Origin of the sequence: Nocardiopsis sp. LDBS1602 (genome assembly GCF_035818715.1) — a bacterium.
GTDB lineage: Bacteria > Actinomycetota > Actinomycetes > Streptosporangiales > Streptosporangiaceae > Nocardiopsis > Nocardiopsis alba.
The window spans coordinates 257,914-284,893 of the sequence record NZ_JAYLVW010000006.1 but is presented as its reverse complement, the minus strand read 5'-3'; the positions used below and the strand labels follow the sequence as shown (position 1 = coordinate 284,893).

The following is a 26,980-nucleotide window of genomic DNA, read 5'->3' as shown; positions in this document are numbered from 1 at the left end:
TGACCATGGCAAAACGTAGTCGGCTCGACGCGGAACTGGTCCGCCGCGGTCACGCACGCTCCCGAGGCCACGCGGCCGAGATCATCGAGAACGGTTTCGTCCGTGTGGCGGGGATGGTCGCCTCCAAGGCCGCCACCCAGGTCGGGACCGACCAACCCATCGTGGTGCGCACGCCCTCCGACGAACCGCCCTACGTCTCACGTGGCGCGCACAAGCTGATCGGTGCCCTGGACGCCTTCGAACTGTCGGTGGACGGTCGTCGGGCGTTGGACGCGGGCGCCTCCACCGGCGGGTTCACCGATGTGCTGTTGCGTCGTGGGGCGGCCCATGTGACGGCGGTCGACGTCGGTTACGGCCAGTTGGCGTGGGCGTTGCGCAGTAATGAGCGGGTCAAGGTCATGGAGCGGGTCAACGTCCGTGAGTTGACCCCCGAGCAGATCGACGAGCCCCGTCCCGATCTGGTGGTGGGCGATCTTTCGTTCATCTCGCTGAAGTTGGTGCTGGGGCCGTTGCGCGACTGCGTCGATCCCGGTGCGGACTTCGTGATGATGGTCAAGCCCCAGTTCGAGGTGGGGCGGGATCGTGTGGGCGCGGGCGGTGTGGTGCGCGAGCCGGAGTTGCGCGCCGAGGCGGTGACGGACGTGGCCGCGCACGCGCTCACGTTGGGTCTGGGCGTGGTCGACGTGGCGGCGAGTCCGTTGCCGGGGCCTTCGGGGAACGTCGAGTACTTCCTGTGGATGAGGGCCGGGGCCGACCCGTTGGATCCGGCCCGGTTGGAGCGCGCGATCGAGGAGGGGCCGTCCTGAGGGGGCGTGGCCGCTCGTCGTAGGAGTCCGGTAACGTGACCCGGCCGGGTCCGCACGAGGCATCCGGTCTGCACCAGACCCCCTGTCGGGGCGTGAACGTGAGGGGACGGCGATGACCGGCGGACGCAGTGTTCTCCTGCTGGCGCACACCGGGAGGCCGGCGGCCGTGCGCAGCGCGCGGTTGGTCCATGAGCGGCTCAGCGGGGCCGGGTTGACGGTCCGGATGCTCGAGGACGAGGTCCGGGAGTTGGCCGCCGTGGGTTGTGAGCTGTCCCCGGTGGAGGCGGTGGCTCCGGAGGTGGCCGCCCACGGGGTGGAGCTGGTCATGGTCCTGGGCGGGGACGGCACCCTGTTGCGCGCCGCGGAGCTGGCCCGCCCCGCGGGGGCGCCGCTGTTGGGGGTCAATCTCGGGCACGTGGGTTTCCTGGCGGAGGCCGAGCGTGAGGACCTGGGGGCCACGGTGCGCAGTGTGGTCAACCGCGACTACGTCGTGGAGGAGCGGATGACCCTGGACGTGGCGGTCTTCAACGGGGGCCGTGGCGATGGGGATCCGCCGGTGCGGTCCTGGGCGTTGAACGAGGCCACGGTGGAGAAGGCCGATTCCCGCCGCATGTTGGAGATGGTCCTGGAGGTGGACGGTCGTCCCCTGTCCAGCTGGGGCTGTGACGGTGTGGTGTGCGCCACCCCCACGGGGTCCACGGCGCACGCGTTCTCCGCGGGCGGTCCGGTGGTGTGGCCGGACGTGGAGGCCCTCATGGTCGTACCGATCAGCGCGCACGCCCTGTTCGCCCGTCCCCTGGTGGTGGGGCCGGAGGCGACGGTGGCGTTGGAGGTGCTTCCGGACACCACGCCGGGCGTGCTCTGGTGTGATGGACGGCGTATGGTCGAATTGCCCGTGGGGGCACGAATCGAGATCACCCGTGCCGATACGCCGGTCCGTCTGGCCAGGCTGCATCGCGCCCCGTTCACCGACCGGTTGGTGGCCAAGTTCGGCCTCCCGGTCGCCGGCTGGCGGGGCCGGGTCGAGCACGAACGCTGAGTGCCGGCGTAGGCACACGCACAGGGCGTCAACTATTCAGGAGAGGGATCGGTGCTCGAAGAAGTCCGCATCCAAGGCCTCGGTGTCATCGACGACGCCGTGTTGGAGCTGTCACCGGGTCTGACCGTGGTCACCGGTGAGACCGGCGCGGGTAAGACCATGGTCGTCACCGGGCTGGGGTTGCTCTTCGGTGGGCGGGCCGATCCGCAGCGGGTGCGGCCCGGCGCCGGTCGCGCGGTGGTCGAGGGCCGGTTGACCGTTCCCGAGGGCGGTCGGGTGGCCACCCGGGTCCTGGAGGCCGGTGGCGACATCGACGACGACGTTCTCATCCTCAACCGTACGGTGTCGGCGGAGGGCCGTTCGCGGGCGACGTTGGGCGGGCGTTCGGCGCCGGTGAGTCTGTTGGCGTATCTGGCCGACGACCTGGTGGCGGTGCACGGTCAGTCCGATCAGCAGCGGTTGCTGCGGGCCGAGCGGCAGCGGTCCTCGTTGGACCGTTTCGCCGGGGACGACCTGGTCAAGGTCCTGAAGCGCTATTCGGTGGCCTACCGGCGGCACCGGGAGGTGGCGGCGGAGCTGGAGGAGCTGGTGGAGCGGGCGCGTGAGCGCGCGCAGGAGGCCGATCTGCTCCGGTTCGGGGTGGAGGAGATCACCGCGGCCGAGCCGGTGCCGGGTGAGGACGCCGAGTTGTCGGCGGAGGAGACGAGGCTGGCGCACGCCGATGGGCTGCGGGTGGCCTCGACCACCGCGCACGAGGCGCTCACGGGCGATCCGGCCGCGGCCGACGTGCAGGCCGACGTGGTGGGGCTCTTGTCGGCGGCCCGGCAGGCGGTGGCCTCGGTCAGTGAGCACGATGAGGATCTGGCCTCGATCGGGAGCCGGTTGGACGAGGCGTCCTACATCATCACCGACGCGGCCACCGAGTTGGCCTCCTACGCCGAGTCGGTGGAGGCCGATCCGGCCCGGCTGGCGGTGGTGCAGGAGCGTCGTGCCCTGTTGACGCAGTTGGCGCGCAAGTACGGCGAGACCACCGACGAGATGTTGGCGTGGGCGGAGAACGCCTCCGCGCGGTTGTCGGAGCTGGACGGCGACGACGAGCGGATCGAGGAGTTGCGGGCCGAGGTCGAGGAGTCGGCGGCCGATATGGCCGAGGCGGCCGGTGAGCTCACCGAGATCCGTGAGGCCGCGGCCGAGCGTTTCGGGGAGGCGGTCACCGAGGAGTTGACCGCGTTGGCGATGCCGCACGCCCGGGTGAGCGTGCGGATCACCACGGGGGAGGAGTTCGGCCCGCACGGTCGTGACGAGGTGGAGCTGTTGTTGGCCCCGCATCCGGGGTCGGCTCCGTTGCCGTTGCACAAGGGTGCCTCCGGTGGTGAGCTCTCGCGGGTGATGTTGGCGATCGAGGTCGTGTTCGCGGGCGCGGATCCGGTGCCCACGTTCGTGTTCGACGAGGTGGACGCCGGGGTGGGCGGTAAGGCGGCGGTGGAGATCGGGCGGCGTCTGGCCCGGTTGGCCCGTCGTGCCCAGGTCATCGTGGTCACGCACCTGCCGCAGGTGGCGGCGTTCGCGGACGCCCATCTGGTGGTGGAGAAGTCCACGGAGGGGCTGGTCACCGAGAGCGGTGTGGTCCGTCTGGATCGGGACGGTCGGGTGCGCGAGTTGTCCCGGATGCTGGCCGGTCTGGAGGATTCGGAGCTGGGTCGGGCCCATGCCGAGGAGCTGTTGGGCAACGCCGACCCGGATCGGGCGTATCCGAGGGCTTGAGGGGGTGTCGCCGGTGTCCTGAGCGGACACCGGCGACGTTTTGCCCCGAAAACGCCGATCGGCCGACTGTTGTAACTCTACGTGAGCGAGTTCTGACAGTATGCCAGCGATGAAGGTATCGGATGCGCTCAGCGCGACAGTCATGCGATTCCGACGCTCTCGGGCGGAGACCTCCACCGGGCTGGTCGCTCCCGTCCGCTCGGACCGTCGTACCAAGAACCTGACCAAGCGGCTGCGCCCCGGCGACATCGCCGTGATCGACCACGTCGACCTCGACCGTGTCAGCGCCGAGGCGCTGGTCGGTTGCGGGGTCGGCGCCGTGCTCAACGTCGCCCCCAGCATCAGCGGCCGCTACCCCAACCAGGGGCCGGAGTTGATCGTGGGCGCGGGGATCCCCCTGCTGGACGACGTCGATCCCGAGGTCTTCACCCGTGTGCGCGACGGGGAACGGTTGCGTCTGGAGGGCGACACCCTCTATCGGGGCGAGGAGGTCGTCGCCCGAGGCGTCCTCCAGGACCGGGAGACGGTGGAGGAGGCCATGCACCGGGCCCGTGCCGGTCTGGCGACCCAGTTGGAGGCCTTCGCCGCCAACACCATGGCCTACCTGCAACGCGAGCGCGATCTTCTGTTGGACGGGATCGGGATCCCGGCGATCGGTACCGCGATGGAGGGAAGACACGTCCTCATCGTGGTCCGCGGCTACCACTATCGAGAGGACATCGCGGCGCTCAGACCCTACATACGCGAGTTCCGCCCGGTCATCATCGGTGTGGACGGCGGAGCCGACGCGGTGATCGAGGCCGGATACCGGCCCGACATCATCGTCGGCGACTTCGACTCGGTCTCGGACCGTTCCCTGAGCAGCGGCGCCGAACTCGTGGTGCACGCCTATCGGGACGGTCGGGCGCCCGGACTGCAACGGCTGCGGGACCTGGGGCACGACGCCGTGGTCTTCCCCGCGACCGGCACCAGCGAGGACGTGGCGATGATGCTCGCCGACGGGGCGGGGGCGAGCATCATCGTGGCGGTGGGCACCCACGCCACGATGGAGGAGTTCCTCGACAAGGGCCGCGCCGGGATGGCCAGCACCTTCCTCACCCGGCTCAGGGTCGGCGGCAAACTCGTCGACGCCAAGGGCGTGAGCCGTCTGTACCGTTCCCGCATCTCTCCGTGGGCACTGCTGGGCCTGGTGGCCGCGTGCCTTCTGACCATCGTGGTCGCCGCCTACTGCTCACCGGCCGGCCAGGTCTACCTCACCTTTCTCGCGGCGCGCTGGGACGCGTTCGTGTACTCGCTGACGGGGCTGTTCACGTGATCGACTTCCGTTACCACCTGGTGTCCATCGTCGCCGTGTTCCTGGCGCTCACCGTCGGGCTGGTCCTGGGAACCACGATGCTCCAGGACCCGCTGCTCAACACGCTCCAGTCCGAGACCGCCGACCTGCGCGGGCAGAGCGAGGAGCTCAGGGCCGAGCGCGACAGCGCCGATCGGCTCAACGAGGGGGCCGACCGTCTGGCCGACGCCGTCGGCGACGACGTGTTGGAGGATCGGCTGCGCGACGTCGGCCTGGTCGTGATCGGCGCTCCCGGGGCGGACGAGGACATGGTGGCCTCCTTGGAGGAACGGGCGGAGGCGGCGGGGGCCGACGTCCAAGGGCGGGTGTCCCTGGAGGACGCCTTCGTCGACGACGGTGGAGCCACGTTCGTCGACGAGCTCGCCCTCCAGGTGTCCCTGACCCCCGAGGACCTGACCGGCGGCCCCTACGACAAGGCGGGGGTCGAGCTGGGTCGGGCGTTGGCCGTCGGGCTCGACGAGGAGACGGAGACCCCCGAGGCCCCTGAGGAGGGGGCGAGCGAGGGCCCCCGCGAAGAGGACGTCGAGGAGAGCGCCCGCCCTTCCGACGAGGACGATTCCAAGGGCGCCGAGGCCGTCCTGGCCGCCTTCGAGGAGGGCGGCCTGATCAGTGTGCGGGGGAACCCGGCCCGGTCCGCCGACGCCCTGCTGGTGGTCGCCCCGGCCGGGGCTCCGGAAGGGGAGAGCGAGGCGGCCAACACCCTCCTGACCGGGTTCACCACGGCGTTGAGCGAGACCGTGGGCCCCACGGTCCTGGCCGGGGGCACCGAGGCCGCCGGCGAGGGCGGTCTGATCGCCCGTGCCCTGGCGGAGGAGGCCCCCTACAGCACGGTGGACGTGGCCGGTCGACCCACCGGTGACGTGGTCACGGTGTTGGCCCTGGCCGGGGCCCTGGAGGGGACCCGGGGGGCCTACGGCATCGGCGAGGGCGTCTCGGGTTTCCTGCCCGAACCGCTGCCCGGACCGATCGCGAGCGAGGACCCCGAGGCCCCCGAGGCCGACGCCTCCTCGGGCGAACAGGACGAGGCCCGTCGCTCCGCCTCCGGAGAGGAGGAGTGACCGTCGTGTTCGACCGGATCCCGACCCTGGCCGCCCGAGGGCTGACCGGGGTCGTCCTGGGCGGGCTGGCCGCCCGCTCCACCTACCGTCTGATCACCCGGGGGCCCGGACGTTCCGAGGCCTGGCGGCGGACCAACTTCCGGGGGAGGACCGTCACCCTCAAGGAGGGGCCGGCCCTGGCCTCCGGTGTGTGCGCGGCCTCCGCGCTGGCCCCGGGGGTGTCCCCGCGGGTGCGCGCGGCCTCGATCGTGGCCGCCGCGGGCGCGGCCGGGTTCGGCGCCTACGACGATCTGGCCGGATCGGACCGGGCCAAGGGGCTGCGCGGCCATCTGGGCGCGTTGCGTCGCGGCGAGGTCACGACCGGGGCGGTGAAGATGGCGGGGATCGGGGCGACCGGGATCGTGGCCGCCGCCCTGCTGCGTCGGGGTCCGTTGGACACCTTGATGGACGGGGCCCTGATCGCGGCGGGCGCCAATCTGATCAACCTGTTCGATCTGCGTCCCGGCCGCGCGGTGAAGTTCGCGCTGCTCACGGCGGCACCGGCTCTGGTCACCCCGGCCGCGCCCCTGGTGGGCCCGGTGTTGGGCGCCTCGGCGGCGCTGTTGCCCGATGAGTTGGCCGAGCGTTCCATGTTGGGCGACGCCGGGGCCAACGCCCTGGGCGCGGCCCTGGGTGTGGCCGCGGTGGCCCAGGCCCCGCGCCCGGTCCGGGCGGCACTGCTGGGCGGGGTGGTCGGTCTGACCCTGGCCAGCGAGGTCACCAGTTTCTCCCGGGTGATCGAGCGGGTGCCGGCGCTGCGCCGTCTGGACCGCTGGGGGAGGAACGCTCCGGAGGTGACGGGTGGGCGGGGTACGTGAGGACCGGCCGGTTCGTGACGGCGAGGTGACCCGGGGGGTCGCCGCCGCGGCCGCGCTCATCGCCGTGGTCACGGTGGGGGCGCGGCTGGCCGGTTTCGGCCGTACCGTCGTCTTCTCCCAGACCGTCGGCGACACCTGTCTGGGCACGGCCTACGTGACCGCCAATCAACTGCCGGCGGTGTTGTTCGAGATCGTCATCGGCGGGGCCCTGACCGCCATGGTCGTGCCGGTGCTGGCCGCCGCGGTCCGCAACGGCGACAGGGACCAGGTCCGCCACACCACGTCCGCGCTGATCACCTGGGTACTGCTGCTCTCCCTGCCGTTGGCGGCGCTGCTCGCCCTGGCCTCGGTGCCGGCGATGGCGCTGATGTTGGGCGGGGCGGGCGGTTGCGACCACGCCGCTCTGCTCTCCCTGGCCTCCCGGATGCTGATGGTGTTCGCGCCCCAGGTGGTCTTCTACGGGCTGGCCGCCGTGCTGTACGGGGTGTTGCAGGCGCACCGCAGGTTCCTGGGGCCGGCGTTGGCCCCGTTGGTGTCCAGCCTGGTGGTCATCGCCGCCTACCTGGCCTTCGTGCCCCTGGGGGAGGGGCACCGTCGGGATCCGGCGGGGCTGCCGCTTCCGGCGGAGCTCGTCCTGTCGTTGGGCACCACGTTGGGCGTGGTGGCGCTGTTCGTCACGGCCCTGGTGCCGGCCCGGGGGCTGGGGTTGCGGCCGCGGCCGTGTCTGACCTTCCCGCCCGGTGTGGGGGCCAGGGTGCGGGCCCTGGCGATGGCCTCCCTGTTGCCCCTGGTGGCCATGCAGGTGTCGCTGCTGGTGGCGGTGGCGCTGGCCAACTGGGGCGGAGGCGCCGGGGCCGCGGTGCTCTACAGCTACGCGTGGGCACTGTTCACACTGCCCTACGGGGTGATCGCGGTGCCCATCGCCACCAGCGCCTTCACCGAATTGACGGTGGCCCACGCCGAGGACGACCGGGAGGGGTTCGCCCGGCTGGTGTCGGCCTCGGCCAAGGCCGCGGTGGTGATCACCGCCGCCGCGGGCACCGCTCTGGCCGGCGCGGCCGGCCCCGTGGCGTCGGTGTTCGCCCAGGTCGATCCCCTGCCGTTGGAGCGGGCCCTGCTCGCCTACGCGCCGGGTGTCGTGGGGTTCGCGCTGGTGGCCCTGCTCGGTCGTGCCCTGTACGCCTCCCACCACGGTCGTCGGGCCGCCGCCGCGCAGGTTGTGGGTTGGGTCGTGGTGATGGTGTGCGCGGTCGCGCTGGTCTCGGCGTCGCCGACGGGGTGGGCGATCGCGGGCCTGGGGGCGGGTACCGCCATCGGGCTGAGTCTGGCGGCGGCCCTGCTGTGCGTCGGGGTGGTCCGCGCGCACGGACGTGCCTGCCTGGTGGGGCTGCCCCGCTCCCTGGCCGCCGCGGCACTGGGCGGGGGCGCCGGTACGGCGGCGGGCCGGATCGTGGCCGAGATCGCGCCGCAGGGGGGCACCGGGGCCGCGGTGGTCGCGGCGATGGGCGCCGGATGCGCGGCGCTGGTGGTCTTCGGTTCGGTCGCGGCGTTGGTGGACCGCCCCGCCGTGCGAGCGGTGGCCGACCGGGCCCGGAACGTACTCGAACGTAGGAGGGGGACGAGGTGAACGACAGGATCGCGTTGGTGATCGGGAGCAGTACCGGAGGTGTGGGCCGCCACGTGCGCTCGCTGGGGGAGGGGCTGCGTCGGCGGGGTCACCGGGTGGCGGTGGTCGGGCCGCCCGAGGCCGATCGGGAGTTCGGTTTCTCCGAGGCGGGCATGCGGTTCTCGGAGGTACGGATCGGCCCGTCGCCGTCGTGGAACGATCCGCGGGCGGTGGTGCGGCTGCGGGCCCTGTTGGGCGGGGCCGACGTGGTGCACGCGCACGGTATGCGGGCGGGGGCGTTGTGCGCCCTGGCCGGAGCGCGCCCGTTGGTGGTCACCGCGCACAACGCCCCGCCCTCGGTCTCGGGGCCGCTGTCGGCGGCCTTCCCCGTGCTGGAGCGGATCGTGGCGGCCAGGGCCGATCTGGTGACGGGGGTCTCCGGCGACCTGGTGCGCCGGCTGCGCGCGGCGGGCGCCGCGGACGCCCGACCGGCGGTGGTGGCGGCTCCGGACACGGGCGGCACGATCAAGGGGCGGGAGGAGACGCGTCGGGATCTGGCGGTGACCCCGGAACGCCCTCTGTTGTTGACCGTGGCGCGCCTGGCCGAGCAGAAGGGGCTGGACGTGCTCTTGGAGGCGGCGCCCGCGATCGCCGACCGCGCGCCCGAGCCGGTGGTGGCGATCGCCGGGGACGGTCCTCTGTGGGGGAGGCTGCACGACACCGCCGCCGAGATGGACGCGGACGTGCGCATGCTCGGGAGTCGGAGCGACGTGGCCGATCTGTTGGCGGCCGCGGACCTGTTCTGTCTGCCCTCGCGCTGGGAGGGGCCCTCACTGGTGATCATGGAGGCGTTGCGCGCCGGGCTCCCGGTGGTGGCGACCCGGGTCGGTGGGATCCCGGACCTGTACGAGGGGACGGTGGAGATGGTGCCGCCGGGGGACGCCGGGGCGTTCGCCGCGGCGGTGGGGCGTGTGCTGGACGATCCCGAGTACGCCGCCGATCTGCGGGCGCGCTCACGCGAGGCGGCCCGGAACCTGCCGGACGAGGAGGACGCGGTGGAGGCCGCGTGCGCTCTGTACAAGGCGGTGACGCGGGGGTGAGCCCCGGTCGCCTTCGGACGGGGCGGTGGCCGGCGGAACGGTCTGGTGAATGTGTCCCCGGGGTGGCCCCGGTACCACCGGGCCGGCGATTTTCCTTACCGATCTTTTGATGGCATGCTGATCTTCGGCTCGTGTGGCGTACCCTGGTCGGGTGCGCTTCATGCGCCTGCTTCACCACGTGAGGGGAGTATCCCTGTCGCGGCGGCGCCGTCATCACGGAGTACAAGGGCGTGCTCCCGGTTCCGTCGGTCCACACCGTTCCGGTGTGGGCGGGAGAGACCTCCGGTTCGTTATCGTGCGCGCACAACGCTCGCGCGCACCGACCGGAGGAGAATCCGTCCGTGAACGTTCCCCTGTGGGTCTGGGCTGCCACGATCGCGGCCATGATCCTGATCCTGACGCTGGATCTGATCATCGTCGACCACCCCTGGAGCAAGACCAAGGGTCCCAAGGAATTCGGGATCAAGCAGGCCGCCTGGTGGGCCGTCTTCTACATCGGTATCGCCGTGGTGTTCGGCCTCGGTCTCATGTACTTCGGCGGGGCGACCTCGGGCGCGGAGTACTTCGCCGGGTTCGTCACCGAGAAGAGCCTGAGCATCGACAACCTCTTCGTCTTCTATCTGTTGATGACGGCGTTCGCGGTGCCGAAGAAGTACCAGCACGAGGTGCTGCTGGTCGGCATCGTCCTGGCGATCATCATGCGCGGCGTCTTCATCGTCCTGGGCGCCCAGGTCATCAACGCCTGGAGCGAGGTCTTCTACCTCTTCGGCGTCTTCCTCATCTACACCGGCTACAAGATCGTCCGTGACCACGTGAAGGGCGACGAGGAGGAGAAGGACTTCACCCAGACCCCCGCGGTCCGTCTGGTGAAGCGCTTCTGGCCGGTCACCGACGACTACCACGGCGCCAAGCTCACGGTGAAGCTCGACGGCCGTCGTCACGTCACCCCGATGCTGCTGGTGATCGTCGCGATCGGCGTCATCGACCTGGTCTTCGCCGTCGACTCCATCCCGGCGATCTTCGGTCTGACCCAGGACGCCTACATCGTCTTCACCGCCAACGCCTTCGCCCTGATGGGTCTGCGCCAGCTCTACTTCCTGCTGGCCGGGCTGATGGACCGTCTGGCCTACATCAGCTGGGGCCTGTCGGCGATCATGGTGTTCATCGGTGTGAAGATGATCCTGCACGCGCTGCACGAGAACGGCGTCCACGTCATCGACATCGGCATCGGCACCTCGCTGACCGTCATCATCGGCATCATGACCATCACCGTCGTCGGCAGCCTGATCAAGTCCCGCTCGGACTCGAAGAAGAAGGCCGAGAGCGAGGCGATCGAGGGTTCCTGACCCCGGCCGGATCCGGCCGGATCCGATCGAGGAGATCGAGCCGAACCTCGTCGTTTCGAACGGCTGTTCGTCTATAGTGGTGGTGTTCTGACGCCGGAGCGTCATGGGCACCACCACTCTCTTCTGGTGGAAGAAACCGTCATGGGCGATCGTTGGTCTTGTCGGACGGGGTAGGGATCTCCTCCTCCCCGCTTCCCCTCAGCGGCCCGGCCCCGAGGCCGAGGCGGCCCTGATGGGTCCGCGACCGCCGTACCGCGAAGCCGCACGGGTCAACCGACGTCACGCGACGTGGTTGGACGTCCGGTGCGTCACAGCCGAAGGATGTCTCACTCGATGGTCGAACAACTGGTGGTGCGTGGAGCACGGGAGCACAACCTCAAGGACGTGTCCCTGGATCTGCCACGCGACTCCATGATCGTGTTCACCGGGCTGTCCGGATCGGGCAAGTCCTCGCTCGCCTTCGACACGATCTTCGCCGAGGGCCAGCGCCGCTACGTCGAGTCCCTCTCGGCGTACGCCCGCCAGTTCCTCGGTCAGATGGACAAACCCGACGTCGACTTCATCGAGGGCCTCTCGCCCGCGGTCTCCATCGATCAGAAGTCGACCAGCCGCAACCCGCGTTCCACGGTCGGGACCATCACCGAGGTCTACGACTACCTGCGCCTGCTCTGGGCCAGGGTGGGCGTGCCGCACTGTCCCGAGTGCCACCGCGAGATCGCCCGGCAGAGCCCGCAGCAGATCGTCGACCGGGTCATGGAGATGACCGAGGGCACCCGTTTCCAGGTGCTGGCCCCCGTCGTGCGCGGCCGCAAGGGCGAGTACGTCGAACTCTTCAAGGAACTCCAGTCCAAGGGCTACACCCGCGCGGTGGTCGACGGCGAGGCGGTGCGGCTGGACGAGGCGCCCAAGCTGGGCCGCTACGACAAGCACGACATCGCGGTGGTCGTGGACCGGCTCAGCGTCAAGCCCGGCTCCCCGGGCCGGCTCACCGACTCGATCGAGACGGCGCTGAAGCTGGCCGGTGGAACCATCGTGCTGGACTTCGTCGACCTGGACGCCGAGGACCCCGAGCGCGAGAAGGTCTTCTCCGAGCACCTGTACTGCCCCTACGACGACCTCTCCTTCGAACAGCTCGAACCGCGCTCCTTCTCCTTCAACGCCCCCTACGGCGCCTGCCCCGACTGCTCCGGTCTGGGCACCCGCATGGAGGTCGACGCCGACCTGCTGGTCCCCGACCCGGAGAAGACCCTGGCCGAAGGGGCGATCTCGCCCTGGTCGGGTGGGCCCAACAGCGGCTACTGGGAGCGGATCCTCACGGCGTTGGGCGAGGCGATCGGCTTCGACCTGGACACCCCCTGGGAGCGTCTGCCCCGCAAGGCGCGCAAGGCCATCCTGGAGGGGCACGGCACCCAGGTGCACGTCAGCTACCGCAACCGGTACGGGCGCAGCCGCTCCTACTACACCGAGTTCGAGGGGGTCGTCCCCTGGGTGCGGCGCCGCCACTCCGAGGTGGAGAGCGACCACACGCGCGAGCGCCTCGAGGGCTACATGCGCACGGTGCCCTGCCCCACCTGTGAGGGGACCCGGCTCAAGCCGGTGGTGCTGGCCGTGACCGTGGGCGGTCGCTCGATCGCCGACGTCGCGTCGATGTCGCTGCGGGACAGCGCCGCCTTCCTCGCCGACCTGACGCTCTCCGACCGGGACATGGTCATCGCCTCCCAGGTGCTCAAGGAGATCAACGCCCGGCTGGGGTTCCTGCTGGACGTGGGTCTGGACTACCTGAGCCTGGCGCGTTCGTCCGGTTCGCTCTCGGGCGGCGAGGCCCAGCGCATCCGGTTGGCCACCCAGATCGGTTCGGGGCTGGTGGGCGTCCTCTACGTGCTGGACGAGCCCTCCATCGGGCTGCACCAGCGCGACAACGCCCGCCTGTTGGAGACGCTCCAGCGGCTGCGCGACATCGGTAACACGCTCATCGTGGTCGAACACGACGAGGACACCATCCGCGCCGCCGACTGGGTCGTGGACATCGGCCCCGGCGCGGGCGAGCACGGCGGCCACGTCGTGGTCTCGGGCATCGTCGACGAGCTGCTCACCTCGACCGACTCGCTGACCGGCGACTATCTGTCGGGGCGGCGCGCCATCGAGTTGCCCAAGCTGAGGCGGCCGGTCACCAAGGGCCATGAACTGGTGGTCCGAGGGGCGCGGGAGAACAACCTGGACGGGATCGACGTGACCTTCCCGCTCGGGGTGTTCACCGCGGTCACCGGTGTGTCCGGTTCGGGTAAGTCCACCCTGGTCAACGAGATCCTGTACAAGGCCCTGGCCAAGGAGCTCAACGGTGCCCGCGACGTGCCCGGTCGGCATCTGCGGGTCAACGGCACCGGCAAGGTCGACAAGGTGGTGCACGTCGATCAGAGCCCGATCGGTCGTACCCCGCGTTCCAACCCGGCCACCTACTCCGGGGTCTTCGACCACGTGCGCAAGCTGTTCGCGCAGACCACCGACGCCAAGACCCGCGGCTACCAGCCGGGCCGGTTCTCCTTCAACGTCAAGGGCGGCCGTTGCGAGGCCTGCGCGGGCGACGGCACGCTCAAGATCGAGATGCAGTTCCTGCCCGACGTGTACGTGCCCTGCGAGGTCTGCCACGGAGCCCGGTACAACCGGGAGACCCTTCAGGTGAAGTACAAGGGCAAGAACATCTCCGAGGTGTTGGACATGCCCATCTCCGAGGCCCTGGAGTTCTTCGAGCCGATCAACGCGATCCGCCGCCACCTCCAGACGCTCAGCGACGTGGGGTTGGGCTACGTGCGGTTGGGGCAGCCGGCCACGACCCTGTCGGGCGGTGAGGCCCAGCGGGTCAAGCTCGCCGCGGAGCTTCAGCGCCGTTCCACCGGGCGCACCGTGTACGTGCTGGACGAGCCGACCACGGGTCTGCACTTCGAGGACATCCGCAAGCTGTTGGGCGTGCTCGACCGGCTGACCGAGAGCGGCAACACGGTGATCGTCATCGAGCACAACCTCGACGTCATCAAGACCGCCGACCACGTCATCGACATGGGCCCCGAGGGCGGTTCCGGCGGTGGCATGGTCGTGGCCCAGGGGACCCCGGAGGAGGTCGCCGCGGTCGCGGAGTCCTACACCGGTCGTTTCCTCGCCAAGATGCTCTGACCCTCCCTTCGGTCCGTTCGGGGCCCGCGTCGCCCTCCGGTGACGCGGGCCCCGCTCCGGTTCCGCCTGGAGTACACCCTTCAGGGGGTGATATCGGGATCCGGTGGCCTCCCGGTCGTGAGAACCTGGGCCGTCGAAGGGACCACCCCGATCCGACCGAGAACCGTGCCCCCGAGACGTCCATGGCCGCGTCCCCGCCCCGCTCCCGCGTTCGCCCCCACGTTCTCCGGGCCCGAGAGAGGACCCCCCGTGCTTCCGCTCCACCGAGAATTCCACAAGACCCGACCGCAGAGGCTCCCCGCCGGAGAGTGGCGCAGTCTCCGGTTCGACGTGGACCACGAGGGTCGTGAGGGGGCGTTCTACGCCCTCGTCGGCCAGTACGAGCCTCAGGGGGCCCTGTACGACCTGTCCGTCGGAGTGGTGCTGGAGGGGGTCGATCGCGGGGCCGAGGTGCAGATCCGCGCCAGCGAGTACGTCAAGGTCGAGGACGCGTGGGTCGTGGCCCGAGACCGTCCGATCGACAGCCCCGTCCACGTCGGGGGGCGGGCCCACTTCACCTACTCCTGGAAGGACCTGTTGGAGCCGGGTCGGCGCGTCCGTGTGCGGGTGGCCCAGTACGGGCGCTCGGAGGCGGTGATCCGCGGCGCCGAGGCGGTCGCCTTCTACCTTCCCGACGGTCACGGGACACCGGCGCCCGGTCCCTGGGACGCGGCGGGCGCGCACGAGGGGTTCCACGCGCAGGTCCCTCACGGGGCGCAGGGGTACGGACCTCCGGTCCCGCCGCCGATGCCGCCCTCCCCGCCGGGGGAGTACGGTCTGGCCCCCTACCCGCCGCCGGCGGGGGAGACGACGCCTCCCTACCCCGCCGACGGTCACCGGTTCCCGCCGGCACGGTAGGGGCGGGATCGGGCACTCCGGGCGGGCTACTACAGTTCGTAGTGGACTGTCAGGCGCAGGTGAGGAGCGTTCGGTCGTGGCCGGAAAGAGGACATGCGGGTGCGGGGTGAGCAGGCGGCGTCTGCTCGGTACGGCGGGCGCGGCGGCGGCCGTCACCGCTGTGAGCGCCTGTGGCGAACCTCCGGACCCCCAGGAGATACGCCGCGGTCACGTGATCGGTCAGGTCGACGAGGTGCCCGAGGGCGGCGGGGCGGTCTTCAGTCAGAGCAAGCTGGTGGTCACCCAGCCCGAGAAGGGCGAGTACAAGGCGTTCAGCGCCTCCTGCACCCACGGTGGATGCACCGTGCAGGAGGTGGAGGACGAGGTGATCCGCTGCCTGTGCCACGGAAGCGAGTTCGACATCACCTCGGGCGAGCCGGTCACCGGGCCGGCCCAGGAGCCGTTGGAGCCCTTCACGGTCACCATCGATGGTGAGGACATCATCCTCGACTGACACGGTCGGTGGACGTCGACGCGAAGCGGCCCCGTCGAGTCGGACTCGACGGGGCCGCTTCGTACGTCGGGGAGGGGGTCAGACCTCCTCGGGGTCGCCCGAACGCGCGTCGCCCGCGTCGTCGTGGGCCAGGGCGGAGGCCGCGACGCTGCGGCGGAAGGCCGAGGTGGGGAAACGCGAGGCGTAGGAGGAGTCCTCCTCGCCGCCGACGAACTCGGTGCGCTTGCGCGGCAGGGACTCCGGGTAGTGGGTGGTCAGCCAGGTGATGAGATGTTCGCGGATCTCACAGGCGATGTTCCACTGGGCTCCGGTGTCGGCGGCGGTGGCGACCACGCGCACCATCACCTCGCCGCTCTCGCTGATGTCCACGACCTGGCAGGACCAGCTGCGCCCGTCCCAGTGATCGCTGGAGGTGATCAGACGGCCGGCCTCCTCGCGGAGTTCGGCGATGGGCACCTCCCAGTCGAGGGGGAGCTGCACCTTGGCGGTGATGTTGGTGCCCGACTTCGTCCAGTTCTCGAAGCTGGTCGTGGTGAAGTTGGCGACCGGGACCACCAGGCGGCGCTCGTCCCAGATCTTGATGGTGACGTTGACCAGGCTGAGCTCCTCGACCCGGCCCCACTCGCCCTCGACCACGACCACGTCGCCGATGCGGAGGGCGTCGCTGAAGGCGAGCTGGAGTCCGGCGAACAGGTTGCCCAGGGTCGACTGGGCGGCGACACCGGCGACGATACCGATGATGCCCGCGGAGGCCAGGAGTCCGGCGCCCAGCGCCTTCACCGCGTCGAAGGTGAACAGGATGGCGGCGATCGCCAGGACGACGATGATGGAGGTGATGACCCGGCGCAGCAGACGGACCTGGGTCTGGAGGCGGCGTGCCCGGCGGTCGGCGTCGCCGTTGCTCGCGGACAGGCGCTGGAGCACCATGTCGGTGGCGGCGTAGGCGAGGCTGATGCCCAGGGCGGTCAGCGTGCCGATCATCAGGATCTGCATCGCGTGCTGGATGGTCTGGTAGGTGCTCCAGCCGACGTCGCCCACGCTGGGCAGCGCAAGGTTGGCGCCCACCACGGCCGCGGCGGTGTAGGCGGTCACCGCGGATCGCGAGACCACGTATCGCGCCATCGGCCAGATCTTGCCCAACTTGTGGTTGAGCAGCCAGTGCAACGCGAAGACCAGGGCCATGGAGAGCGCGATGGCGATGCCGATCGCGATCCAGTGCTCGACGGTCACGATGTGGAGCCCCCTTGTCGTTCGTCTGTTCGTCGGGTGCGGGCCCGGGTGTCGGGCCGAGAGGAGGGAGGGATCCCCGCCTCGGGGAGGGTGGGTGTCGCGGGTGTCGCGGTCCACGTGCCGGAGTGGGCGAACGTGGCCATCAAGGTCTCCTCCTTGATGCTGAAAAGGCCCGATGAAAGAGGTTTTCGAGTCCTTTGGGACGAGAACGCGGTCTTTCCGGGTCGAGGTCCCTTACGTCGGGAAGTCCGTCGGTACCCGCCCAACCTAGACTATGTGGATACCCAATCGTGACGTTTGCGGGAAGGATCACCCGGAAGTGAGACGCGGCACTGTGTCGTTCGCGCCGACGAGTGGCCGTCTGTCGCCGTGACACATCAGAATGGGGGCATGGCTGCGACTCCTCACCTACGACCCGCGCCCGGATCGATCCCCACCGAGCCCGGCGTCTACCGGTTCCGCGACGCGTCCGGCCAGGTCATCTACGTGGGCAAGGCCAAGAACCTGAGGTCGAGGCTGTCCTCCTACTTCCGTGACTTCGCGGGCCTGCATCCGCGTACCCAGCAGATGGTCTCCACCGCCGACGACGTGGACTGGACGATCGTCGGCACCGAGGTCGAGGCCCTCCAGCTCGAGTACTCGTGGATCAAGCAGTACAATCCGCGCTTCAACGTCAAGTATCGCGATGACAAGAGCTACCCCTACCTCGCGGTGACGCTCAACGAGGAGTTCCCGCGCGTTCAGGTGATGCGGGGCGCCAAGCGCAAGGGCGTCCGTTACTTCGGCCCCTATTCGCACGCCTGGGCCATCCGGGAGACCGTCGACCTGCTGTTGCGGGTCTTTCCGGTGCGCACCTGCTCGGCCGGGGTCTTCCGCGGGGCGCGCAACAGTGGTCGCCCCTGCCTGCTCGGTTACATCGGCAAGTGCGTGGCCCCCTGCGTGGGCCGTGCCTCACCGGAGGAGCACCGGGACCTGGTGGAGGACTTCTGCGCCTTCCTGGCCGGTGACACCGGGCGGTTCCTGAAGGAGCTCGAAGGGCGGATGAGGGAGGCGGCCGGCGAGCAGGAGTACGAGCGGGCCGCGCGTCTGCGCGACGACATCGAGGCCCTGCGCGCCGCTCTGGAGAAGCAGGCCGTGGTCCTTCCCGACTCCACCGACTGCGACGTCATCGCCATGGCCGACGACCCCTTGGAGGCGGCGGTCCAGATCTTCCACGTGCGCGGCGGACGGATCCGGGGGCGACGCGGTTACGTGGTCGACCGGGTGAGCGACGCCGATACGGGCGAGCTGATGCAGACCTTCCTGCGCCAGATCTACGGGGCGCTGGACGGGGACGAGGAGACCGAGGGCACGGGCACCTCCGTACCGCGCGAGGTCCTGGTCTCCCATGAGCCCTCCGATCGGGAGGCGGTCGCCGTCTGGTTGTCGGAGCATCGGGGATCGACGGTCGACCTGCGGGTGCCGCGGCGTGGTGACAAGAAGTCCCTGATGGAGACGGTCGATCGCAACGCGCGTGAGGCGCTGGCCCGGCACAAGACGCACCGCGCGGGCGATCTGAGCACGCGGAGCCGGGCCCTCAACGAGATCCAGGAGGCCCTGGATCTGCCGGAGGCGCCGCTGCGCATCGAATGCTTCGACATCTCCAACCTCCAGGGCGAGCACGTGGTCGCCTCCATGGTGGTCTTCGAGGACGGGTTGGCCCGCAAGTCCGAGTACCGCCGCTTCTCGGTCCGCGGCAGCGGCGAGGGCGGCTCGGAACAGCACGACGTGGCGGCCATGTACGAGGTGGTCTCCCGGCGTTTCCGCCGCTACCTGGAGGAGAGCTCCCGCTCGGGCGAGGTCGCCAGGATGGGCGGCCCCGACGACCAGGGGGCCGGCGCCGGGGGAGAGGAACCGACCCCCGGTAGGTTCGCCTATCCGCCCAACCTGGTGGTGGTGGACGGCGCCCTTCCCCAGGCCAGGGCGGCGCGACGCGCCTTGGACGAGTTGGGGATCGAGGACGTGGCCGTGTGCGGGCTGGCCAAACGTCTGGAAGAGGTATGGCTGCCCGACGACGAGGATCCGGTGATCCTTCCCCGCAACGGGGAGGGGCTCTATCTTCTGCAACGGGTGCGTGACGAGGCCCACCGCTTCGCCATCCGCTATCACCGGCAGAAACGTGCCAAGGCGCTCACCGGCAGCAGCCTGGACGAGCTCGCGGGGCTCGGTCCGGCGCGGCGGAGCGCCCTCATCAAGGAGTTCGGTTCCGTGAAGCGTTTGGCCTCGGCGAGTGTCGAGGAGATCGCGGCCGTGCCCGGTATCGGCCCCAAGCTGGCCGAGGCCGTGCACGAGCACCTCTCCGGTGGCCCCACCGGAGCCGGTGACGAGGGTTCAGGGGCGACGAGAGACCGGAAGACGGACGGGGGAGGAGACACATGACGGTCGAACTGGGTGGGGAACTGCCACCCGAGGTGGTCATCGTCACCGGGATGTCCGGTGCGGGACGGAGCACGGCGGCCAGGGCCCTGGAGGACCTGGACTGGTTCGTGGTGGACAACCTGCCGCCGGGGCTGCTGCCCACGATGATCGAATTGGCGGGCCGTACCCACGGGGCGGTGCCCCGGGTGGCGGTGGTGGTGGACGTGCGTTCGCTGGCCTTCACCGAGGACCTGCTGTCCACGGTGGAGGGGCTGCGCAAGCGCGACATCGTCGCGCGCGTCCTCTACCTGGAGGCCTCCGACGAGGCCCTGGTCCGTCGGTTCGAGGGGGTGCGCCGCCCCCACCCGCTCCAGGGCGACGGGCGGCTCACCGACGGCATCTCGCTGGAGCGGGAGACGCTGCGGGCGGTCCGGGGCGAGGCCGACCTGGTCATCGACACCTCCCAGCTCAACGTGCACCAGCTCAAGGCCCGGGTGATCGGGTTCTTCGGTGAGAGCGACGAGGTGCGCACCCGCGCCAACGTGGTGTCCTTCGGTTTCAAGCACGGTCTGCCGGTCGACGCGGATCTGGTCCTGGACTGTCGTTTCCTGCCCAACCCCCACTGGGTGCCCGAGCTCAGGCCGATGAACGGGCGCGACGAGCCGGTGCGCGACTACGTGCTCTCCCAGGACGGCGCCAAGGAGATGCTGGAGTCCTACGTCGACGTCCTCAAGCTGATCATCGCCGGCTATCAGCGTGAGGGGAAGCACTACATGACGTTCGCGGTGGGCTGCACGGGGGGCAAGCACCGCAGCGTGGCGATGGCGGAGCAGTTCGGCGAGCGGTTGCGGGGTCTGGGGGTGGACGTGCACGTGGTCCACCGGGACGTCGGAAGGGAGTGATCCACGCCCGCCCGGTGTGGTGAACCGAATCGCCAAGAGTGGCGTCTTCACTTACATTGGCCCGATCGCCATCGGCCCCGGCCCGGGAGGGCCCGGGTCCGACGGGGCACGGTGGCGGGTCGATCGTTCGTACGCCGTCGAGTGACGGTAGGGGCCGGAGTGTCCGAGGGACCACGGGACGAGGGGGCAGGCCGAAGGCATGGCGAAGAGCACCGCGCCGGACGGGCCGGACGGGGACGACGACTCGCGGCCACCACGGGTGGTCGCGCTGGGGGGCGGGCACGGCCTGTACGCCTCGTTGTCGGCGCTGCGCAGGGTGACCACGGACGTCACCGCGATCGTGACCGTCGCCGACGACGGCGGATCCAGCGGGCGGCTGCGCAGGGAGTTGGGGGTGCTGCCACCGGGTGATCTGCGGATGGCCTTGGCGGCGTTGTGCGGGGACGACGAATGGGGGCACACCTGGACCCAGGTGCTCCAGCACCGTTTCCGTTCGGAGGGCGAGCTGCACGGCCACGCCGTCGGGAACCTGCTGATCGTGGCCCTGTGGGAGCTTTTGGGCGATTCGGTGGCGGGGCTGGACTGGGTGGGGCAGTTGTTGGGCGCCCACGGTCGGGTCCTGCCGATGTCCTCGGCCCCGCTGGAGATCTCCGCCGAGGTGGAGGGGGTGGACCCCGAGCGTCCGCACGAGCTCACCACGGTGCGCGGCCAGGTGGCCTGCGCGAGCACCAGTGGTCGGGTGCGATCCATCTCGCTGCTTCCGGAGGAGCCGCCGGCCAGTCCGCAGGCGGTCAAGGCGGTGCGCGAGGCGGACTGGGTGGTCTTCGGGCCCGGTTCGTGGTTCACCAGTGTGCTGCCGCACCTGCTGGTGCCGGATCTGGCGCACGCCCTGGTCACCACCCGGGCCAAGAGGCTGGTGGCCCTGAACCTGTCGCCCCAGAAGGGCGAGACCGACGACTTCCGGCCCGAGACCTACCTGGAGGTGCTGCGCGAGCACGCCCCCAAGCTGGGGGTGGACGTCGTGCTGGCCGACACCGGGACGGTGGAGGACCCGCTGCCGTTGGAGGCGGTGGTGGGCGAGCTCGGAGGGCGTCTGGAGTTGGCCGAGCTGAGCATGGGGGACGGTGGCCCCCGGCACGATCCGGACCTGTTCGCCACGGCTCTGGAGCGAATCCTGGTGGATTGACGGGTTCGTCGTGACGGTCCCCGGGGAAAGGGGGCCGCATGGCCGAACAGCACCGCGTTCACCTGGAACGCGTCTACGACGAGATCCACGCCGAAGAACATCCCGACCGGGAGGGGGAGGCCCCTCCCGGTCCGCGTTTCCTCGTTGACCGGCTCTGGCCGCGCGGGGTGCGCAAGAGCACCTTGGAAGAGGTCCGGTGGGTCAAGGACGTGGCCCCGGACCCGGAGCTGCGCTCCTGGTTCGGACACGACCCGGACCGTTTCGCGGAGTTCGCCGAGCGGTATCGCACCGAACTCGAACAGCGGCCCGAGGCGCTCGAACCGATCCTGGAGGCCGCCCGTCGGGGTCCGGTGACCCTGCTCTACGCGGCCAAGGACACCAGACACAACCACGCGGTGGTCCTCCGGGACCACCTGGAGTCGCTGTTGGCCCCCTGAAAGTCGGGGGGAGCAATTGACCGCACACCGACACGAAGGCCGACACGCCGCCTGTGAGCAGGGACAGCGGATCGGCAACACGCCGTCCAGGGGTCGGCGGGAAGGCCCGCGTCACGTAGTCTGCGACGAGAAAGCCGCCCGGTCCTCGGGGGTCCGGACGGCGGTACCGGTGTCGGTGTACGACACCAGGGTTCCTGGCAGCTCAAGGGGAGGATCGCAGCGATGGCGATGACCGGCGTGGTGAAGGACGAGTTGAGCCGGCTGGCGATCCTCAAGCCATGCTGCCGTAAGGCGGAGGTGTCCACCATCCTCCGCTTCACCGGGGGCCTTCACCTGGTGGGCGGTCGGATCGTGATCGAGGCCGAGCTCGACACGGGCGCGGCCGCGCGACGCCTGCGCAAGGACATCTCGGAGGTCTTCGGCCACGAGTCCGAGGTGGTCGTGCTCTCCCCGAGCGGTCTGCGCAAGGGCAACAGGTACGTGGTCCGGGTGATCAAGGACGGCGAGTCCCTGGCCCGGCAGACGGGTCTGGTCGACAACAACGGTCGTCCGGTGCGCGGTCTGCCCCGGCACGTGGTGGCGGGCGGGGCCTGCGACTCGGAGTCGGCCTGGCGCGGTGCCTTCATCGCGCACGGTTCGTTGACCGAGCCGGGACGCTCGATGTCGCTGGAGGTCACCTGCCCGGGGCCGGAGGCGGCGTTGGCGCTGGTGGGGGCGGCCCGTCGGCTCAAGGTGCACGCCAAGGCCCGTGAGGTGCGGGGCGTGGACCGGGTGGTCGTCCGTGACGGCGACTCCATCGGCGCTCTGTTGACCCTGTTGGGCGCCCACCAGAGCGTGCTGGCCTGGGAGGAGCGGCGGATGCGCCGTGAGGTGCGCGCGACCGCCAACCGTCTGGCCAACTTCGATGACGCCAACCTGCGTCGTAGCGCGCGTGCCGCCGTCGCGGCCGGAGCGCGGGTGGAGCGGGCGTTGGAGATCCTGGGGGAGGAGGCGCCCGATCACCTGGTGGCCGCGGGACGGCTGCGTCTGGCGCACAAGCAGGCCTCGCTGGAGGAGCTGGGCCAGCTCTCGGTGCCGCCGCTGACCAAGGACGCCATCGCCGGTCGTATCCGCAGGTTGTTGGCCATGGCCGACAAGCGGGCGAGCGACCTGGGCATCGAGGGAACAGAGGCGAACCTCACTCCGGACATGCTCGTCCCCTGACCCGGTGTCGGGGCCGGTCGGAGCACGAGCGGCCCCGAACGCGCGATCGGCGATCGTGTGCACCTTTGTTAACTGGGAAAACTCAGGGATAACTTCCGAAAATGGTATAGACCTCTCCGCTTCACGGTGTCAGGATGGGTGCGACTCCACGAGGAGTGGAAGGGCTGTCCGCCGAGGGGGGCGAACGGGTTCCCGCCGGCACTCCGATAGGCTCTTTGTGAACACCTGTTACACGTTCACGCTGTTCAACGTGGTCGACCCGGACCGTACCGGTCGGGGTCCCGAGCGCGGGCGTACGGGTGAAACTGCTGTGCGATATATGAGGAGATTGGTTCCGTGACCATCCGTGTAGGCGTCAACGGCTTCGGTCGGATCGGCCGCAATTTCTGGCGCGCGGTCGCCGCCGGCGACAGCGACATCGAAATCGTCGCGGTCAACGACCTCACCGACACCAAGACGCTCGCGCACCTGCTCAAGTACGACACCGTGCTCGGCACCCTCCAGGGCGAGGTCGAGGTCGGCGACGACTTCATCCGCGTCGGCGACAAGAACATCAAGGTCCTCGCTCAGCGCGACCCGGCCCAGCTGCCCTGGAGCGAGCTGAACGTCGACGTCGTCGTCGAGTCCACCGGCATCTTCACCAAGGCCGAGGACGCCAAGAAGCACATCGAGGCCGGCGCCAAGAAGGTCATCATCTCCGCCCCCGCCAAGGGCGAGGACATCACCATCGTGATGGGCGTCAACGACGACAAGTACGACGCCGCCTCGCACGACGTCATCTCCAACGCCTCCTGCACCACCAACTGCGTGGCGCCCATGGCGAAGGTCCTCAAGGACGCCTTCGGCATCCAGCAGGGCTTCATGACCACGGTGCACGCGTACACCAACGACCAGGTCATCCTGGACTTCCCGCACAAGGACCTGCGTCGCGCCCGCGCCGCCGCGCAGAACATCATCCCCACCAGCACCGGTGCCGCCAAGGCCACCGCCCTGGTGATCCCGGAGCTCGCCGGCAAGCTGGACGGCATGGCCATGCGCGTCCCGGTTCCGGACGGCTCCGCCACCGACCTGGTCGTCACCCTGGACCGTGAGGTCACCAAGGACGAGGTCAACGACGCGTTCAAGGCCGCGGCCGAGGGCCCGCTCAAGAACGTGCTCGTCTACACCGAGGACGAGATCGTCTCCTCCGACATCGTCGGCACCTCGCCCTCGTGCACCTTCGACGCCAAGATGACGATGGTCTCCGGCAACACCGTCAAGATCCTCGGCTGGTACGACAACGAGTGGGGCTACTCCAACCGCCTGGTCGACCTGGCCAAGCTGGTCGGCGCCGGCCTGTAACCACGGGTCCCCACGACTCGTGGCCGCACACGCGTGACCCGGCACCCCTTCCGCCCCGCGCGGTGGGGGTGCCGTCGCGTCCACGCCCGCCCGGCCCACCGTCCGGGAGCTTCAGACCCCACCAACCCCAACGAGGAGACCAGCATGCGGACGATCGACGACCTCGACGTCTCCGGAAAGCGCGTGTTCGTCCGGGCCGACCTGAACGTGCCCCTGGACGGTGACCGCATCACCGACGACGGTCGCATCCGCGCGGCCCTGCCGACCATCGACAAGCTGCGCGAACGCGGTGCCCGCGTCATCGTGGCCGCCCACCTGGGTCGCCCCAAGGGCGCCCCGGACCCCCGCTTCTCCCTGCGCCCCGTCGCCGCCCGTCTGGGCGAGCTGCTCGGCACCGAGGTCGCCTTCGCCACCGACACCGCCGGAGACTCCGCCCTGGAGACCTCCGCCGCGCTGAAGGACGGTCAGGTCGCCCTGCTGGAGAACGTGCGCTTCGAGCCCGGCGAGACCAGCAAGGACGACGCCGAGCGCGGTGAACTCGCCGACCGCTTCGCCCGCCTCGCCGACCTGTACGTCGGTGACGCCTTCGGCGCCGTGCACCGCAAGCACGCCAGCGTCTATGACCTTCCGGCCCGTCTGCCGCACGCCGTCGGCGGTCTGGTGCTGACCGAGGTCGAGGTGCTCAAGAAGCTCACCAGCGACCCGCAGCGCCCCTACGCCGTGGTCCTGGGCGGCTCCAAGGTCTCCGACAAGCTCGGCGTCATCGACAATCTCCTGGGGACCGCCGACCGTCTGCTCATCGGCGGCGGCATGGTGTTCACCTTCCTCAAGGCGCAGGGCTACGAGGTCGGTTCCAGCCTTCTGGAGGCCGACCAGCTCGACACCGTCCGCGGCTACCTGGAGCGGGCCGAGCGCGAGGGCGTGGAGATCGTCCTGCCGGTGGACGTCGTGGCCGCCGAGAAGTTCTCGGCCGACGCCCCCCACGCCGCCGTCGACGTCGACTCCATCCCGGCCGACCGGATGGGGCTGGACATCGGCCCCAAGAGCCGGCACCTGTTCGCCGAGAAGCTCGCCGACACCAAGACCGTCTTCTGGAACGGCCCCATGGGCGTGTTCGAGATGGAACCCTACGCGGGGGGCACCCGGGCCCTGGCCCAGGCGCTCATCGACTCCGACGCCTTCACCGTCGTCGGCGGTGGCGACTCGGCCGCGGCCGTGCGCGCCCTGGGCTTCGACGAGGCGGCCTTCGGTCACATCTCGACCGGTGGCGGCGCCAGCCTGGAGTACCTGGAGGGCAAGGCCCTTCCGGGCATCGACGCCCTCGCCTGACGTCATCCCCGTCGGGCCGGTACGGGGTCCCGGCCCGACGGGTACGACCCCCGCCCCGTGAACAAGAGAAGACTTTCGAGGAAGGGACGACGATGGCCAAGCGCATGCCGCTCATCGCGGGCAATTGGAAGATGAACAACAACCACCTCGAGGCGATCGCGCTGGTCCAGAAGCTGGCCTTCGCCCTGAACGACAAGGACTACGACAACGCCGAGGTCGTCGTCCTGCCCCCGTTCACCGACATCCGCAGCGTGCAGACGCTGGTGGACGGGGACAAGCTGCGCATCGGTTTCGGTGCCCAGGACATCTCCGCCCACGACAAGGGCGCCTACACCGGTGAGATCTCCGGTGCGATGCTGGCCAAGCTGGAGTGCTCCTACGTCCTGGTCGGCCACTCCGAGCGTCGTGAATACCACAATGAGGACGACGCCCTGGTCAACGCCAAGGTCAAGGCCGCCTACAAGAACGGGATCGTCCCGATCCTGTGCGTGGGCGAGGGCCTGGAGGTCCGCAAGGCCGGTGCCCAGGTCGAGCACGTCCTGGCCCAGCTCGACGGCGCCCTGAAGGAGATCACCGCCGAGCAGGCGGAGAAGATCGTCGTGGCCTACGAGCCCGTGTGGGCCATCGGTACCGGCGAGGTCGCCACCCCCGAGGACGCCCAGGAGGTCTGCGCGGCGATCCGCGCCCGTCTGGCCGAGCTGTACTCGCCCGAGGTCGCCGACGCGGTGCGCGTCCTCTACGGCGGCTCCGTCAAGGGCGACAACGCCCCCGGCATCATGGCCAAGGCCGACGTGGACGGCGCCCTGGTGGGCGGTGCCTGCCTGAAGGCGGACGAGTTCGCCAAGGTGATCCGCTTCCGCGAGAACGGCTGACCGAACGTCTCGTCTTCCCCGCCTCGTCACGCTCCGATGTCCAAGCGTGACGGGGCGGGTGTCCGACAGGTGCGTCGTTCGGGCTAGACTTCGCTGAGGGGATGGCCGTGCCTCGCGGTTTCTCCTCCCGTGTCGACGCCGGCGCGGTAAAATCCGATAACGTCCCCGGTCTCCTCCTTCCGTGGCCCGTTCCCGGACGGCACCCCCATGTCGTTGTCGGTGCGGGTGGGGAAAGGGGGCCGAGGAGTCCATCCCCCCGCTGCGGGGTCGAGCTACGGGTGAGCGTGTGATCCTCGGTCTGTCCATCTTCGTGATGCTTCTCAGTGTGCTGCTGGTCCTCCTCGTGCTGATGCACAAGGGCAAGGGCGGTGGTCTCTCCGACATGTTCGGCGGGGGTGTCACCTCCTCGCTCGGCGGGTCCTCCGTTGTCGAGCGCAACCTCGACCGGATGACCATCGGTGTCGGGGTCGTGTGGATCGTGACGATCGTCGTTCTCGGCCTGCTGATCAACCGCGGGTAGCGCGCCACCGGCCGCGCCGGCCCCTCGTTCTAGTCAAGCTCGCCCGAGTCGCCGGTGAGCGAGTTCGCCGAAGGA

General features: G+C 70.0%; 22 protein-coding genes. 21 read left to right on the top strand and 1 reads right to left on the bottom strand.

The genetic code is table 11. The features are described 5' to 3' along the window. Positions 1-5 precede the first annotated feature (5 nt). The 12 genes from U9J66_RS19365 to U9J66_RS19310 all read left to right on the top strand — a co-directional run bounded on the left by U9J66_RS19365 (position 6) and on the right by U9J66_RS19310 (position 15,488). Entirely contained in the window at positions 6-806 is an 801-nt protein-coding gene (locus tag U9J66_RS19365) for a TlyA family RNA methyltransferase (protein ID WP_202421413.1), read from the top strand. A 112-nt stretch (positions 807-918) separates the two neighbouring features. After that, positions 919-1,845: an NAD kinase gene (locus U9J66_RS19360; RefSeq protein ID WP_017535446.1), complete on the top strand. Its 927-nt coding sequence runs from the start codon at positions 919-921 to the stop codon at positions 1,843-1,845. A gap of 51 nt (positions 1,846-1,896) precedes the next feature. Continuing rightward, on the top strand, positions 1,897-3,609 hold the full coding sequence (recN, locus tag U9J66_RS19355) for a DNA repair protein RecN (RefSeq protein WP_161110154.1): 1,713 nt from the start codon (positions 1,897-1,899) through the stop codon (positions 3,607-3,609). 142 nt (positions 3,610-3,751) lie between these two features. Next, complete coding sequence (gene steA / locus U9J66_RS19350) at positions 3,752-4,924, top strand: putative cytokinetic ring protein SteA (protein WP_014912133.1); 1,173 nt, start codon at positions 3,752-3,754, stop codon at positions 4,922-4,924. Beyond that, complete coding sequence (locus U9J66_RS19345; protein ID WP_014912520.1) at positions 4,921-6,021, top strand: copper transporter; 1,101 nt, start codon at positions 4,921-4,923, stop codon at positions 6,019-6,021. Before steA ends, U9J66_RS19345 begins: the two co-directional genes overlap by 4 nt. Further along, entirely contained in the window at positions 6,018-6,878 is an 861-nt protein-coding gene (locus tag U9J66_RS19340) for a hypothetical protein (protein ID WP_326338316.1), read from the top strand. The genes U9J66_RS19345 and U9J66_RS19340 overlap by 4 nt, the downstream gene beginning before the upstream one ends. Then, positions 6,862-8,505, top strand: coding sequence for a lipid II flippase MurJ (gene murJ / locus U9J66_RS19335; RefSeq protein WP_161110152.1), 1,644 nt, complete (start codon positions 6,862-6,864; stop codon positions 8,503-8,505). Before U9J66_RS19340 ends, murJ begins: the two co-directional genes overlap by 17 nt. Continuing rightward, positions 8,502-9,584: a glycosyltransferase family 4 protein gene (locus tag U9J66_RS19330; protein ID WP_014913624.1), complete on the top strand. Its 1,083-nt coding sequence runs from the start codon at positions 8,502-8,504 to the stop codon at positions 9,582-9,584. Before murJ ends, U9J66_RS19330 begins: the two co-directional genes overlap by 4 nt. Positions 9,585-9,925: 341 nt before the next feature. Then, positions 9,926-10,930 (top strand): TerC family protein, encoded by a 1,005-nt coding sequence (locus tag U9J66_RS19325; protein WP_017535444.1) that lies wholly within the window; start codon positions 9,926-9,928, stop codon positions 10,928-10,930. A 333-nt stretch (positions 10,931-11,263) separates the two neighbouring features. Then, positions 11,264-14,098, top strand: coding sequence for an excinuclease ABC subunit UvrA (gene uvrA, locus U9J66_RS19320; protein WP_014910945.1), 2,835 nt, complete (start codon positions 11,264-11,266; stop codon positions 14,096-14,098). Positions 14,099-14,347: 249 nt separating this feature from the next. Then, positions 14,348-14,995 (top strand): hypothetical protein, encoded by a 648-nt coding sequence (locus U9J66_RS19315; RefSeq protein ID WP_161110151.1) that lies wholly within the window; start codon positions 14,348-14,350, stop codon positions 14,993-14,995. A gap of 106 nt (positions 14,996-15,101) precedes the next feature. After that, positions 15,102-15,488: a Rieske (2Fe-2S) protein gene (locus U9J66_RS19310; protein ID WP_014911936.1), complete on the top strand. Its 387-nt coding sequence runs from the start codon at positions 15,102-15,104 to the stop codon at positions 15,486-15,488. A 78-nt stretch (positions 15,489-15,566) separates the two neighbouring features. On the opposite strand, the gene U9J66_RS19305 is transcribed toward U9J66_RS19310, so the two are convergent. Continuing rightward, the gene (locus U9J66_RS19305) at positions 15,567-16,718 is read right to left on the bottom strand and encodes a mechanosensitive ion channel family protein (RefSeq protein WP_014908560.1); all 1,152 of its coding nucleotides are present in this window, start codon (positions 16,716-16,718) and stop codon (positions 15,567-15,569) included. 390 nt (positions 16,719-17,108) lie between these two features. On the opposite strand from U9J66_RS19305, the gene uvrC reads away from it, so the two are divergent. The 9 genes from uvrC (at position 17,109) to secG (ending at position 26,905) form a co-directional block, all read left to right on the top strand. Next, entirely contained in the window at positions 17,109-19,136 is a 2,028-nt protein-coding gene (gene uvrC, locus U9J66_RS19300; RefSeq protein WP_161110150.1) for an excinuclease ABC subunit UvrC, read from the top strand. Continuing rightward, complete coding sequence (gene rapZ / locus U9J66_RS19295) at positions 19,133-20,017, top strand: RNase adapter RapZ (RefSeq protein WP_014913217.1); 885 nt, start codon at positions 19,133-19,135, stop codon at positions 20,015-20,017. The genes uvrC and rapZ overlap by 4 nt, the downstream gene beginning before the upstream one ends. Before the next feature lie 199 nt (positions 20,018-20,216). Next, positions 20,217-21,203: a gluconeogenesis factor YvcK family protein gene (locus tag U9J66_RS19290; protein WP_017535441.1), complete on the top strand. Its 987-nt coding sequence runs from the start codon at positions 20,217-20,219 to the stop codon at positions 21,201-21,203. 38 nt (positions 21,204-21,241) lie between these two features. Beyond that, positions 21,242-21,640, top strand: coding sequence for a DUF488 domain-containing protein (locus tag U9J66_RS19285; RefSeq protein ID WP_014911309.1), 399 nt, complete (start codon positions 21,242-21,244; stop codon positions 21,638-21,640). Positions 21,641-21,862: 222 nt separating this feature from the next. Beyond that, complete coding sequence (whiA, locus tag U9J66_RS19280) at positions 21,863-22,843, top strand: DNA-binding protein WhiA (protein ID WP_014910031.1); 981 nt, start codon at positions 21,863-21,865, stop codon at positions 22,841-22,843. Positions 22,844-23,179: 336 nt separating this feature from the next. Then, positions 23,180-24,184 (top strand): type I glyceraldehyde-3-phosphate dehydrogenase, encoded by a 1,005-nt coding sequence (gene gap / locus U9J66_RS19275; RefSeq protein WP_161110149.1) that lies wholly within the window; start codon positions 23,180-23,182, stop codon positions 24,182-24,184. A 144-nt stretch (positions 24,185-24,328) separates the two neighbouring features. After that, positions 24,329-25,513, top strand: a complete 1,185-nt coding sequence (locus U9J66_RS19270) for a phosphoglycerate kinase (protein WP_014909709.1) — start codon at positions 24,329-24,331, stop codon at positions 25,511-25,513. 92 nt (positions 25,514-25,605) lie between these two features. Next, positions 25,606-26,385: a triose-phosphate isomerase gene (gene tpiA, locus U9J66_RS19265; RefSeq protein ID WP_014910514.1), complete on the top strand. Its 780-nt coding sequence runs from the start codon at positions 25,606-25,608 to the stop codon at positions 26,383-26,385. Between the two features lie 286 nt (positions 26,386-26,671). Beyond that, positions 26,672-26,905, top strand: coding sequence for a preprotein translocase subunit SecG (gene secG / locus U9J66_RS19260; protein ID WP_014908716.1), 234 nt, complete (start codon positions 26,672-26,674; stop codon positions 26,903-26,905). Positions 26,906-26,980: the final 75 nt, after the last annotated feature.